The organism is Paenibacillus sp. 8b26 (genome assembly GCF_050626875.1).
In the GTDB taxonomy this organism is placed as follows: Bacteria; Bacillota; Bacilli; order Paenibacillales; family Paenibacillaceae; genus Paenibacillus.
In genome coordinates, this window is sequence record NZ_CP192445.1 from 4,951,205 (window position 1) to 4,963,207 (window position 12,003).

Here is a 12,003-nt window from a genome sequence, read left to right on the forward strand (position 1 = left end):
GAAACGTTTTTATGAATTCTATTGTAAAAAGAAAATAAAGAGCTATAATAATCCTATGATTCGAGTCATGAATACCCTTTCATTTCTGTATGTTCCTAATTTTAGTGGTTATAGCGATTTAAAAGAGGGGGAGGAATGAATCTTAAACGAATAATTTATGGATTCACTTGTGATCTAATTCACAAAAATAATTCTGCTTCTTTTTACATTCCCGGAAGGGGAATTTTTTTCAAGTATTACTAAATCGATTTAGTAAGAGTGAAAAATAATAAAAGAAAGTCGGAGATCACTATGGAAATGTTTATGAGTATTATCAGGGAGCCATCCATCATTATCGCGATTGTGACATTACTCGGCCTTATATTCCAGAGGAAGAAAGTATCCGAGATCATTACGGGAACTACCCTTTCTTTTATGGGCTTCACCATGATCAAGGTCGGCGGCGGCATTTTAGGAGGCGTTCTCACCAACTTCAGCCAAATTTTTTCTTATGCGTTCAAACTTAAAGGTGTCGTACCAAGCAATGAAGCCATCATGGCACTGACCATTGATCAGATCGGGGCGGATGCTGCGCTCATTCTGCTCTTTTCCATGATCCTTAACATCGTGCTTGCACGCCTGACCAAGTTCAAGTATATTTATTTGTCTCTTCACTTGATTCTGTTCATGAGCTTTGCCGCTACAGCCGTTATGAAAGGTCTTGGTCTCAGTTCGCTGACTACGATCATCGTCGGTTCTTTGGTAATCGGGAGCTATATGGCAGTGTTCCCTTACCTGCTCCGGAATGCCAGCAAAAACATTATCAAATCTGATGAATATACGATTGCTCATGCTTCCATGACCTCTTACATTCTCGGCACCTATTTAGGAAAAGTTTTTGGCAACCGTGAAAATGACACCGAAAATGTAAAAATTAATGACCGCATCAGTTTTTTGCGCGACCCCAATGTTGCAACGACCTTGACGATGCTTGTGCTTTTACTGGTATCCGGACTGGTTGCTGGTTCTGATTATGTCAGCAAATTATCTGATGGCAAAGAATACATCGTCTTCATCCTCGAACAGTCAGCTATTTTTGCTGCCGGCCTGTATATCGCAAAAGCAGGTGTTAAGCTGTTCACGACTGAAATTGTACCCGCTTTCAAAGGGTTCTCCCAAGTGTTCGCACCTGGAGCAATCCCTGGTGTGGATGTTCTGGTACTGTTCGACAAATCACCCAATTCCGCGTTGGTAGGCTTCTTGGTCAGCTTCTTCACAGGCGTTGCCTGCGTCTTTCTTTTCCCGCTTGTCGGATTGCCTGTCATTGTGCCGGGGATCATGGCCTGCTTCCTCGCTGGTGGTGCAGCCGCGATATTTGGCAATTCCAGCGGTGGTTTCAGGGGGGCTGTCATTTCCAGTTGTCTTAATGGATTCTTGCTCTGTCTGCTGCCGGCCCTCACCTTGCCGCTCTTTTCTTTTTTGGGTGCCGAAGGGGTAACGTTCGCCGATCCCGACTTTACTACCCTTTCCGGAGTTCTGTGGCTTATTTTCCGCTGGTTTTAAACTAAATCGATTTATGAAGTTTTTTTAAAATAACTCATCTCAAAAATTTGTGTTCTAAATGAGGAGGAATTATCCATGTTTTTTAACGACCAAGATATTCAAATTGATATCGTTGACAGTAATACCGCTCGGAAAGTGCTGGCCCACAGCGACCAACTTATGTATGTCAAAGTGATGTTTGCTAAAGCCCAAACAGGAGAGATCCTGTTGCATAAGCATGTCCATGAACAAGTCACTTATGTAATAAAGGGAAGTTTTAAGTTCATGATCGATAATGGCGAAACAAAGGAAGTCCAGACCGTCAATGAGGGAGACAGCATCCATTTTCCATCCGATACTCTTCATGGCTGTATCCCACTGGAGGACGGCGGTATTCTGCTAGATGCATTTACACCAGCACGTGCAGATTTCCTGTAAATTCCCTTACGTACATTACCTGCTTTTACAACGGTGTCCGAATCCATTCTTCTTTAGGTTATGTATCCCCGAACCAGTATGCAAATGCAGCCTAAGGATTTCTCGTTTCAGTGTGTCCATTTTATTGACAGCGCAACGAGGAATCGGATTAAGGATAGCTGGATCGCAATAGGGAAACGAATGAATATAGAGAAAAAACAGGAGAAAAAAAGCAAGTGATGCCGAAGAACTATGTAGCTATTTTGTCCATCGGCATCGATGGTAGTTTATAATTTCGTGTCTCCAGTTTTGTATGGTTCGCAAACAAAAGAAAGCGATCGGATCGCATGCTGATTTATAATTTTTGATAGTGATTTAAGAGATTCTCTATTCTATCTTGAATAATTTGTTTTAATGTTTCAGGCTTCACTGATATAACACAATTACCATATTTCATAAAATAATTAGCTATAAACTCCTCTTCTCCTAGATTATAGAATCCCTTAATGACTGTTTTATGACCATTTTCTATTTTCATAGAGGGATAATGTTCTTTATAAAAAATATCCTTTGCTTGTTCTAAAATCTCTACTTCAAAGTCAATGCTCTTCTCAGATTGATACATTTCTAATGAACGACTAAGGAGTTCATCTATAGAAAAGCGAGAATTGTTCTCCTCTTCTTCTATAAAGGTTATTCGATCACATCTGAAAACTCTATATTTATTCGTATTTAACTCTATTCCAGTAGCATACCATTGACCAAACTTAGCGGAAATTTTGAAAAATTGAACATGGTAACTTTTTTTCTGGTTATTTTTTAAATACTGAAGCTTACAGTTACTCTCATTAAGAATGCCTTTTAGAATTTTATCTAAAAAACGACTAACATTATTGTGCTGATATATTTCAAATTGTAGAACTTTTTTCATTTTGTGAATCTGCTTAATCTGTATTTTAGAAAGACAGTGTTCAAACTTTTCATTTAGTTTATTAACACTTAAATGAAATGGTGTTGATTGATAAGATTCTAACGTCAACATGGCAAAGTACAGAGCATATACTTCATCCATAGTAAAAATAATAGGGGATAACAATCTATTTTTTAAGATACCATATCGTCCATGTCTGCCATGTTCCGAAAAAATAGGCATACCTAATTGTTCTAATGAACTAATATCACGTAGAGCTGTACTTTTTGAAATATTGTATTTATCCATTAGGTCATTTAAATTAAAGAACTCTCGACTGTTTAAGTATCTGATCATGTCATTTAATCTTTCTGATTTGTTCATATAAATCTCCTTATAAAGGTGTCATGTTTTGATACCTTTATATATGATAATGAGTTCAAGGTAATATATCAAATGTATAAGATATTTGCCTAAAATCATGATATAAAAGGAGATTGATACCATGGGTACAACACTAGAAATAGCTATTTTCTTATCAATGAACGGAAAGGCAAAAGAAGCTATAAATTTTTACAAAAACCATTTTAGCGCAAAGGAATTGTTACTTGTTACCTATCAAGACATAGCAAAACGTGACAGCTCAATACAGCTTACTGATGAAAATAAGAATTATATTTCTCACTCTGTCTTATTAATCGGAAGAACAAAAGTAATGGTAGCAGAAGATACAATGAATATGAGTGAAGAATATACAGTTGGTAATAACACTTCATTATGTATTCAAAGTGCTGAATTAGAAGAAATTGAACATTTTTATAATAGCTTAATTACAGATGATCGAGTGAAAATCATTGTTCCTTTATCTAATAATGTGTTTAGCAAAGCATACGGTATTATAGAAGACCCATTCGGTATTCAAATACAATTAATGTTTGATGATAGATTACAATAAAAAATTAGCATGTTCCATGTTTCATAATGCAATCTGTATTCTGAAATTTTTATATTACTGAGATATACTATCGTAGAATTACTACTGTTTTATTTTTTAGTGCGGAAGTATAATGTATTGGCGGAAATAGTAAAGAGGGGCAGCGAGCCCCTCTTTTTGTGCTTAAAATAGTAGCATGTTTAGCCTGACGAGATTACCTTTTGTGCAATAACTTTTGTCATTGCATGTTTGTGAGGAATACCTGAAGAATTGCAGTCGAAAACAACTTCTGAATTGTCTTTAATAAACCAGTCGTGATAGTGTGCAAGCAACTCACCAGAGTACCACTTAAACGCGTTGGGTTCTTTTTCGGGAGGTGGTGCAATAAACGGCTTATTTACAAACACATTAAAAACATGTAAACCATTTTGGTTTGTAGACTGCTTATAATTATCAAATATTTCTTTACGAAAGTCAGGCTCCAGTCTTTTGGTTTTCTCAATGCCTGCGTCCGAAACGTCAAATGCTGTGACATCATATCCATTTCTTGCAAAAAACACTGCATCTTTTCCCTCGCCACAGCCAATATCCAACAATTTTAAATGTTTAGTAGGCGGCATAAATTGTAAAACCTGATAACATACTTTATTGGGTTCAGTACCCCAGTAATATTCTTGTGTTTGATATTCTTTCTCATAAATACTAATCGGTCTGTCCTGCGAGATATACCCAAGGAGTTTGTCAATGTTAACTTCTAAGGTTCTTGATAGCTGAGGTAGTAACGATATATCAGGCATTGTCTGAGCATTTTCCCACTTGGATACTGCTTGAAAAGAAAGCCCTAGTATTTGTGCAAGCTCTTCTTGTGTAAGTCCTCTCTCTTTGCGGTATATGCTTATGTTTCTTGCTAATTTTTCCTTCATAAATTCTCACGCTCCTTCATGTAATCCAACAAGACTATGCTGGAGCAGGAAGACTGTGATGGAGTTGTCGTGATTGCACAAGCGACGGGCGTCGTACTGATGGTCGGCTTCATGAAGCTGGCGGCGGTTCATATGGTCGATCTGGTACGTTATTTGTTCAGAGAAGTCGCCCAGGTCACCGGTTTTGCGAACGCGGATGAAGTGAACACAACTGATCGTTTACAAGTCGGAGAGTCACACAGGGCTCCCTTGGAAATCACTTGCGGAAAACGATACAGTTCTGACGCCGTCTGCCTCGGCGATGTCGGGCGGATACTGTGATTTGTACTTGCGCGGTTTTGTTGGTGAAATCGCTCATTTTATGAACTGCTGCCAAGAAGGACGGACGCCTTATTCTAGTGAACGGGGAAATGTAAAGACGATGGAGTTGTGCGACCGCATTTTGGCTGTGCTCCAGTAGGATACAGATTAAATATACAAACTTTGGAGGCTGGACGGTACCTTAGTTTAGCTGCTTTGAAAGAAGCTTATTGTTATGGCGTGTATTATCGAACGTAATCTATCCAGAGAGTACCCTCATTTTTTCGATTATCCTACGACCTTCCTATTTCATATCATTCCTGTCCATTTTGATTAATCTCTGCTGAAAATACGCCAACAAAGACGAACGATGCGATAGAATAGGAAAAAGGAAAGCGTTATCATCACCATTTTTTGTTGCGATGGTCCAGGGGGAGAAGGCATATGCGTTCAAGGTTCCAACCATTAAACACATTACGTAATCAGATTTTTATCGGATTTATACTGGTAATGCTCATTATGATGAGTGTGGCGGGGGCGTTCATTTATCTCAATGTGTCTCACTTGTTAAAAGACAGTGCCGAGCGACATATTGGTCAAACTGCGGTACAAGCAAGCGGTAGGCTGGATGCATTAATCGGCCAGATGGACAGCTTGACGGAGCAGGTCGCGAATCACCCGTCTGTTCAGCATATTTTGCTGAAGGAGCGCAACGGGGGCAAGGTGAATTTCGAACAGCGTCAATCACTACTGCAAGTGATGCATAGCTATCAGGCATATATGCCGAGTGTCGGCTCGCTGGAGCTGTATACCGCCGAAGGGAAGATGTTGTTTCCGATTAGGGAGGGCAGTCTGGAGGACCGTATCGGACAGGCGGACATCCGGGAAGCGAATCAGATGAAAGGAAGATTAGTCTGGATCGGCATTGATCCCGAGGACCCCCGGTCGCTGCTGGTGATTCGGCAGGTGAGCCTGGTGGATCGCTGGTTTTCACGCGGAGGATATCTGATTACCCGCATGGAGCGAAGTTATTTCAGGCTGAATGATGCGTCGGCGGTCAATGAAGAAGCGGATGAAACCATGTTGCTTGTAGATCGTCAGGGCCAACTGCTGTCGGGTGAACCTTTGAACCAGACGGATTTGTCAGGTGTACTGCACAGCAAGACACAAACTGTTCATATTGGAGAGCGGGAATATGTAAAGGCGGTTAAGCAGTCGGAGCGGACGGGCTGGTCGCTGCTGATCCTGATTCCGGTTAGCGTCGTCACAGACGGAATTACGGTTTTACGGACTACACTTATAATTTCCGCGTCTCTTGGTGCCGTGCTATTCCTGTTCATGTCCTTTATGTTGTCTACGTTGATTACAAGACCGATAGGTCACTTGATTCAGGCGATGCGTCGTTCACGGGAAGGGGCATTGGCCCTGAATCCAGAACCGGCAGCAGCAGTCGAGCTGCGAGAATTGAACGCAGAGTACAACACGATGATTGTCGATATCAATGAATTGATCCGTGTTATTTGCGAGAAGGAGGTTTTACAAAGCCAGACCGAACTTAAAGCTCTGCAGGCGCAGATCAATCCGCATTTTCTTTTTAATACGCTGGATGCTTTCAACTGGTCGCTACAGGAGAAGGGAGAAGAGGAGCTTGCCGGGCTGATGGTGTCCATGTCACGGCTGTTTCGTTATGTTATCGAACCGGCTCACCATGACTCTTGGGTGATACTTGGGGAAGAAATGGCGCAAATCCGTCGTTATCTGGAACTGATGGAGATGCGTCTGGGTGAACGTCTGAGCTGGCAAATTCATATGCCTTCGGAGGCAGCCCAAATTCCGCTTCCTAAACTGCTGATCCAGCCTATTCTAGAGAATGCCATTTTGCATGGTGTCGAAAATCGCATCGGCAACGGCCGCGTTGAAATCAGTGTCACTCCTTCGACCAGATCGGGTTGGACCAAGATCACGGTCATAGATAACGGACCTGGAATGACACTGGAGGAGCTTGCAGCTGTGCGTACAGCGTTGATGGGGGGATCGGCCTGCCAGAGCAAGGGAACCGGTATGGGACTAGTTAATGTGCAGCGCAGGCTTGCTCTCTATTATGACAGCGCATCTTATCCAACGGACGGTGTGCTGATACATAGTGCTGAGCAGGAAGGAACTGTGGTCGCTTTTGAAATTCCTGATGAATATGGAGGGCGGTAGGAATGAGTGTTTCATCCAAAACCATTGTCATTGTAGACGACGAACAGCGAACACGTCAGGGGATACACCAGACACTGGAGCAATGGGCCGCCGGGAAATACCGGATTGTGACATTCGGTAATGGTTTGGAAGCATTAAATATACTGCGAGCGGAGACGGTTCATCTGTTGATTACGGATGTCCGGTTGCCGGAATTCAGTGGTCTGGATTTAATCCGCGCTCTGGAACGGGATTCACGACGACCAGCGATCATTGTCATCTCGGGTTATGCGGAGTTTGATTATGTCCAGCAGGCTCTTCGTCTGGGAGCCGTCAATTATTTGCTCAAACCGATTGATAAGCAGGAGCTGCTGAATGCGGTTAATGAAGCGCTTCGGCTGGAAGAGGAGCGGCAGCGGTACGAGAAGCTGGACAAGCTGGCTGACCCTGTTCTGCTAGAGCTTGATCTCCAGGCGGCTACTCTTAGTGATCCGGTACGATATGCCTTCACCTATATGGCGGAGCATCTTCACGAATCCATTACGATGGCGCAGACTGCCGCGCATTCACACCTGAATGCGAGCTATTTTAGTGTTTTGTTCAAGGAGCAAAGTGGTTTGTCCTTCAGCGAATATCTGCATCGCCTGCGGATCCAACGGGCCAAGGAGCTGCTGCTGCATACCCAGTTGACGATTGCCCAAATCGGCGAGCGATCAGGCTACCGAACAGATAAATATTTTATTAAAGTATTCAAAGCGACTGAGGGGATAAGTCCCAGCCGCTACAGGCAGCAGATGCGTACAGGGCCGGAGAATATCGACTGACAGTATAGGCAGATCAAACCCAATAAAAGTGGAATTATATCCAATGAGCGTACCCTGTTGGAAGCAGGAATGGAGTGCTAAACTTACAAATGATAACGGTTACAAAAAATATAATTATAATAACGGAGGTCTAACGATGTCCAACAAGTATGGTTTGCGTAAGCACTCACATCAAAAATGGTTTGCTGGGTTGACCCTGCTGCTGTCATTCATGCTGATGCTATCCGGTTGCGGTGTTGGCAAGGATGGTCAAGGCGGTTCCAGTGGAGAAGGGGGAAAGGTTACACTCAAAATGATGCACCTGTGGCCAGAGGGAAGCTCGGCACAGCAGAGCAAGCTTGTGACTCAGATTATAGATCAATACCAAAAGGATCATCCGAATGTCGTCATTCAGCAGGAAGTGCTGGAAAATGAACAATATAAAAACAAACTCAAAGTGCTGTCAGCTTCCAATGAATTGCCGGATATCGGTATCACCTGGGCAGCGGGCTTTATGGAGCCTTACGTTAAAGGTGGATTATTTACGCCGATGGATGACCTGTTGAATGGTTCCAAGCTAAAGGACAAATTCGTACCGGGAACGACCGAAGCCTATGCGCTGAATGGCAAAACGTATGCGCTTCCGATTGAATTGAACATTACACCTATTTATTATAACAAAGCCATATTCCAAAAATACAACTTGAAGGTACCTGCGACATTTGACGAGTTTAAGCAGGTTGTGAAAACACTTACGGATCATGGAGTTGCGCCGATTGCACTGGGCAATAAAGACCGCTGGACCGGCTCGCTCTGGTACATGTATCTGGCGGACCGAATAGCAGGTAACGAAACGCTGAAAAAAGCGATTGATGGTTCAGGATCGTTCGATGACCCTGGTTTAATTCAGGCGGCCTCCGAAGTACAGACGCTTGTGGATATGAATGCCTTTAACAAGGGATTTAACGGCTTGTCCAATGATGAGGGAAAATCCGAATTTATGAACGACAAGGCAGCTATGTATTTGATGGCTACTTGGGAATTGCCGAATTTTACGACCAATCCCGCAATCCCGCAAGCATTTAAAGATCAAATTGGCTTCTTTAAATTCCCGATGGTTGCAGGCGGCAAGGGCAACGAGAACAGTTGGGTAGGAGGTCCGGGAGTAGGCTTGTTCGTTTCGGAAAATTCCAAGGTGAAAGAAGAGGCCAAAGCGTTCGTTGAATACTTCGTAGTCAAATGGGGAGAGCAATCGGTCACACAGGCAGGCGTTATTCCGGCGACGAAAGTGGACACCTCCAAAGAAAATTTGCCCAAGCTGTATGTCGATTTGCTGAACGGACTGAATCAAGCCAGCAGCATTACATTGTTCGCCGATGTACAGATGAAGCCGAATGCAGCACAGGTACATTTGAATATGATTCAGGCGTTGTTTGGTAAAGCAGTGACACCGCAACAATTTGCCGACCAGCATAAGGCTGCCATCGAGAAAGGAAATTGAAATTGACCACCTAAGGAGGTCCGACCGTGGAAAAGGTCATGTCCAATAAGCTTGTCATTGCTCTATATGTATTGCCTTCTCTGCTGCTGTTATTCGCCGTGATATATGTGCCCATAGTACTGACCGGCTATTACGGCCTGAATCAGTGGAATGGAATCGGCCCTATGACTTTTGTGGGGCTGGACAATTATCAACATTTGTTCACAGACAAAGCGTTCTGGCAAAGTGCTTGGCATTCGCTTTTGTTGGCCTTGTTTTCAGGCATCAGTCTGATCGGTTATCTGGTCATTGCGATGATTTTGTCAGGGAAAATCAAGGGAGCGAATCTGCTGCGGAAAATTTATCTGATTCCCATGCTGCTGTCTTCTGTAGCGATCGCACAGCTGTGGCTCAAAATATATCATCCAACAAACGGAGTGCTCAATTCCTTACTGACGTCGGTCGGAGTTCACAACCCGCCTGAATGGTTAGCTAATCCTTCTCTGGTGCTGTTTGCCTTGTTCATCCCGATTATTTGGCAATATGCAGGCTTTTATATCCTGATCTATTATGCTGGACTAAAAAACATTCCCGAAACGCTGATGGAGGCTGCCCGAATCGACGGAGCCAGTGCCTGGCAGATTGCGACTCGTATCAAATTGCCTCTGCTGCGCGAGGTGATTAACGTGACGATCATATTGTCTATTGTCGGCTCGCTCAAATATTTTGACCTGATCTACGTCATGACGGACGGTGGGCCGAACGGAGCCAGTGAAGTGATGGCTTCATACATGTACCACCAGGCGTTCCGCAGCTTTGATTTCGGATATGGCAGTGCTACAGCCTTTGCCCTGCTGCTCATCTGTCTGGTCGCTACGTGGCTGATCCGCAAGGTTACGGCTTCGAGTGACACCATCCAGTATTCATAATACAGTCATGCAAATAGATCATGGGTAACAAAGGACAGGAAGAGGGAGGAACGGATATGAAAACCCAGGCAGCCGCCAACTATCCGCTTGGAGTCGCTACCCGCGGCAAAATGTTAACTCGGGTCGGTTATGCCGCTTTGTATATCATTTTAATCATTTTGGCCGTGACGCAGCTTTTACCACTGGTGTGGCTGATGCTGTTCTCGCTTAAAAATAATCAGGAAGTGTTTAACCTTCCGCCGTTTGCACTCCCGTCCCAACCGCATTGGGAGAACTATATGAATGTGTGGACCAGCGGCAATATCGGGCGGTATTTTTTCAATAGTGTGTGGATTACGGTCATATCCGTGGCGCTGACGGTGCTGCTAGCCAGCTTTGTAACGTTTGCCATTACGCGTATGCGGTGGAAAGGAAGCCAGCTGGTCCTCGGGCTCTTTATGGTCGGACTGATGATTCCAGTCCATTCCACCTTGATTCCGTTGTTCAGTATGTTTCTCAAACTGCATTTAACAGACACTTCACTCTCCATCATCCTGTCGTATGTCGCTTTTAATCTGCCCACAACGATGATGATCTTGTTGGGCTTCTATTACGCCTTACCCCGTGAAGTGGAAGAAGCGGCCGTTATGGATGGCTGCTTCGTCAACCGGATGTTCTTCCGAATCGTGCTGCCCATGACAACCCCCGTCATGGCAACGACATCTATTATTAACATGATCTATAACTGGAATGAGTTTATTTTCGTCAATACGTTCATCAGCTCGGACGAAAACAAAACACTGACCGTAGGCGTTCAGAACTTTATCGGACAATATACGACCGACTGGGGAGCTATCGGAGCTACGTTGATGATCAGCATTTTGCCCATTTTGCTGGTGTTCCTCATCATGAGTGACCGGATTGTGGAAGGGATCGCAGCCGGGTCGGTTAAGGGGTAAAGAAAATTCGCCTGATTAGAAGAGCACCCCCTAGTGTAGACATTGGATCAAACCTCTTGGTTTATCCGGTGAATGCTAGGGGGGGCATTTTTGTGTGAGTTTAGTTTGAGTTGATGGGGAATACATAAATGAAAGTGGAAAAAACATAGATTTAAGCTTTTTTTAACTACTCCCGACATTTCGAGCAATCATCTCATAGGTGGGGTAACACTGAGCCTTGTCGCTCATATAAGCGATAAGGTCGACCAGTATCAGCTTCTCATACTGGCTCAAGCCATAACAACGATGGATTTTAAGCGGCACTTTGGTAAATCCCTTATGAAGTGACGTGAACTCGCTATCTTGACTTACCTTGTCCATGTACTCGTTAGCGACTTGGCGGTTTTGAATCAAAACGAAATCACTCGCTCTTGTTGTCATTTCAATCCCTGCCTTATGCGTTTTTGATTACACCGCCGCACGGCGGCTATGAAGTCAGGAAGGCGAGCCTAGAACGTATCCTTACCTGCTCTATGTCAACTGCTCGTCAGCAGAGTTCTTTCTTCGCTGTAAGAATCGCTGAAATGTTCCGTTAAGTTGCGGACGTATGAAAAATCTTTCGTTTTTGCCGCCCCTACTCTAATAGTGGCGGTGCCTATCCTAAAAGATGCGATTTATTGCTATT

The 12,003-nt window shown here is 43.6% G+C and carries 13 protein-coding genes; 10 read left to right on the forward strand and 3 right to left on the reverse strand.

Annotated features, from left to right (window positions below; genetic code table 11):
* Nucleotides 1-291 precede the first annotated feature (291 nt).
* The 3 genes from ACQ4MX_RS23025 (at nucleotide 292) to ACQ4MX_RS23035 (ending at nucleotide 2,054) form a co-directional block, all read left to right on the forward strand.
* On the forward strand, nucleotides 292-1,542 hold the full coding sequence (locus tag ACQ4MX_RS23025; RefSeq protein WP_044648863.1) for a PTS ascorbate transporter subunit IIC: 1,251 nt from the start codon (nucleotides 292-294) through the stop codon (nucleotides 1,540-1,542).
* A 75-nt stretch (nucleotides 1,543-1,617) separates the two neighbouring features.
* A complete protein-coding gene (locus ACQ4MX_RS23030) occupies nucleotides 1,618-1,959 on the forward strand; it encodes a cupin domain-containing protein (protein WP_431087525.1) in 342 nt (113 codons plus the stop codon).
* 14 nt (nucleotides 1,960-1,973) lie between these two features.
* Nucleotides 1,974-2,054 carry a hypothetical protein gene (locus ACQ4MX_RS23035; protein ID WP_431091390.1) on the forward strand — a complete coding sequence of 27 codons (81 nt, stop codon included), beginning with the start codon at nucleotides 1,974-1,976 and terminating at the stop codon, nucleotides 2,052-2,054.
* A 239-nt stretch (nucleotides 2,055-2,293) separates the two neighbouring features.
* On the opposite strand, the gene ACQ4MX_RS23040 is transcribed toward ACQ4MX_RS23035, so the two are convergent.
* Nucleotides 2,294-3,232, reverse strand: coding sequence for a helix-turn-helix transcriptional regulator (locus ACQ4MX_RS23040; protein WP_431087526.1), 939 nt, complete (start codon nucleotides 3,230-3,232; stop codon nucleotides 2,294-2,296).
* Nucleotides 3,233-3,353: 121 nt separating this feature from the next.
* Between ACQ4MX_RS23040 and ACQ4MX_RS23045 the strand changes: the two genes are divergently transcribed.
* A complete protein-coding gene (locus ACQ4MX_RS23045) occupies nucleotides 3,354-3,803 on the forward strand; it encodes a VOC family protein (RefSeq protein WP_431087528.1) in 450 nt (149 codons plus the stop codon).
* 179 nt (nucleotides 3,804-3,982) lie between these two features.
* Here ACQ4MX_RS23045 and ACQ4MX_RS23050 read toward each other — a convergent pair whose 3' ends face one another.
* Nucleotides 3,983-4,705: a helix-turn-helix domain-containing protein gene (locus ACQ4MX_RS23050; RefSeq protein WP_431087529.1), complete on the reverse strand. Its 723-nt coding sequence runs from the start codon at nucleotides 4,703-4,705 to the stop codon at nucleotides 3,983-3,985.
* A gap of 69 nt (nucleotides 4,706-4,774) precedes the next feature.
* Between ACQ4MX_RS23050 and ACQ4MX_RS23055 the strand changes: the two genes are divergently transcribed.
* The 6 genes from ACQ4MX_RS23055 to ACQ4MX_RS23080 all read left to right on the forward strand — a co-directional run bounded on the left by ACQ4MX_RS23055 (nucleotide 4,775) and on the right by ACQ4MX_RS23080 (nucleotide 11,339).
* On the forward strand, nucleotides 4,775-5,026 hold the full coding sequence (locus ACQ4MX_RS23055; RefSeq protein ID WP_431087531.1) for a hypothetical protein: 252 nt from the start codon (nucleotides 4,775-4,777) through the stop codon (nucleotides 5,024-5,026).
* Nucleotides 5,027-5,449: 423 nt separating this feature from the next.
* On the forward strand, nucleotides 5,450-7,210 hold the full coding sequence (locus tag ACQ4MX_RS23060; RefSeq protein ID WP_431087532.1) for a cache domain-containing sensor histidine kinase: 1,761 nt from the start codon (nucleotides 5,450-5,452) through the stop codon (nucleotides 7,208-7,210).
* Nucleotides 7,211-7,212: 2 nt separating this feature from the next.
* Nucleotides 7,213-8,013: a response regulator transcription factor gene (locus tag ACQ4MX_RS23065; protein ID WP_431087534.1), complete on the forward strand. Its 801-nt coding sequence runs from the start codon at nucleotides 7,213-7,215 to the stop codon at nucleotides 8,011-8,013.
* Nucleotides 8,014-8,149: 136 nt separating this feature from the next.
* Nucleotides 8,150-9,493 (forward strand): extracellular solute-binding protein, encoded by a 1,344-nt coding sequence (locus tag ACQ4MX_RS23070; protein WP_431087535.1) that lies wholly within the window; start codon nucleotides 8,150-8,152, stop codon nucleotides 9,491-9,493.
* A 26-nt stretch (nucleotides 9,494-9,519) separates the two neighbouring features.
* Nucleotides 9,520-10,401 carry a carbohydrate ABC transporter permease gene (locus tag ACQ4MX_RS23075; protein ID WP_431087537.1) on the forward strand — a complete coding sequence of 294 codons (882 nt, stop codon included), beginning with the start codon at nucleotides 9,520-9,522 and terminating at the stop codon, nucleotides 10,399-10,401.
* Between the two features lie 56 nt (nucleotides 10,402-10,457).
* The gene (locus tag ACQ4MX_RS23080; protein ID WP_431087538.1) at nucleotides 10,458-11,339 is read left to right on the forward strand and encodes a carbohydrate ABC transporter permease; all 882 of its coding nucleotides are present in this window, start codon (nucleotides 10,458-10,460) and stop codon (nucleotides 11,337-11,339) included.
* A 162-nt stretch (nucleotides 11,340-11,501) separates the two neighbouring features.
* Here the strand turns inward: ACQ4MX_RS23080 and ACQ4MX_RS23085 are convergent, their stop codons facing one another.
* Nucleotides 11,502-11,759 carry a helix-turn-helix domain-containing protein gene (locus ACQ4MX_RS23085; RefSeq protein ID WP_043867758.1) on the reverse strand — a complete coding sequence of 86 codons (258 nt, stop codon included), beginning with the start codon at nucleotides 11,757-11,759 and terminating at the stop codon, nucleotides 11,502-11,504.
* Between the last annotated feature and the right edge of the window lie 244 nt (nucleotides 11,760-12,003).

Excerpts from the sequence above, each read along its gene's own strand:
- ACQ4MX_RS23025 (WP_044648863.1), top strand. The coding sequence starts at position 292 with ATGGAAATGTTTATGAGTATTATCAGGGAGCCATCCATCATTATCGCG.
- ACQ4MX_RS23030 (WP_431087525.1), top strand. The coding sequence starts at position 1,618 with ATGTTTTTTAACGACCAAGATATTCAAATTGATATCGTTGACAGTAAT.
- ACQ4MX_RS23040 (WP_431087526.1), bottom strand. The coding sequence starts at position 3,232 with ATGAACAAATCAGAAAGATTAAATGACATGATCAGATACTTAAACAGT.
- ACQ4MX_RS23045 (WP_431087528.1), top strand. The coding sequence starts at position 3,354 with ATGGGTACAACACTAGAAATAGCTATTTTCTTATCAATGAACGGAAAG.
- ACQ4MX_RS23050 (WP_431087529.1), bottom strand. The coding sequence starts at position 4,705 with ATGAAGGAAAAATTAGCAAGAAACATAAGCATATACCGCAAAGAGAGA.
- ACQ4MX_RS23060 (WP_431087532.1), top strand. The coding sequence starts at position 5,450 with ATGCGTTCAAGGTTCCAACCATTAAACACATTACGTAATCAGATTTTT.
- ACQ4MX_RS23065 (WP_431087534.1), top strand. The coding sequence starts at position 7,213 with ATGAGTGTTTCATCCAAAACCATTGTCATTGTAGACGACGAACAGCGA.
- ACQ4MX_RS23070 (WP_431087535.1), top strand. The coding sequence starts at position 8,150 with ATGTCCAACAAGTATGGTTTGCGTAAGCACTCACATCAAAAATGGTTT.
- ACQ4MX_RS23080 (WP_431087538.1), top strand. The coding sequence starts at position 10,458 with ATGAAAACCCAGGCAGCCGCCAACTATCCGCTTGGAGTCGCTACCCGC.
- ACQ4MX_RS23085 (WP_043867758.1), bottom strand. The coding sequence starts at position 11,759 with ATGACAACAAGAGCGAGTGATTTCGTTTTGATTCAAAACCGCCAAGTC.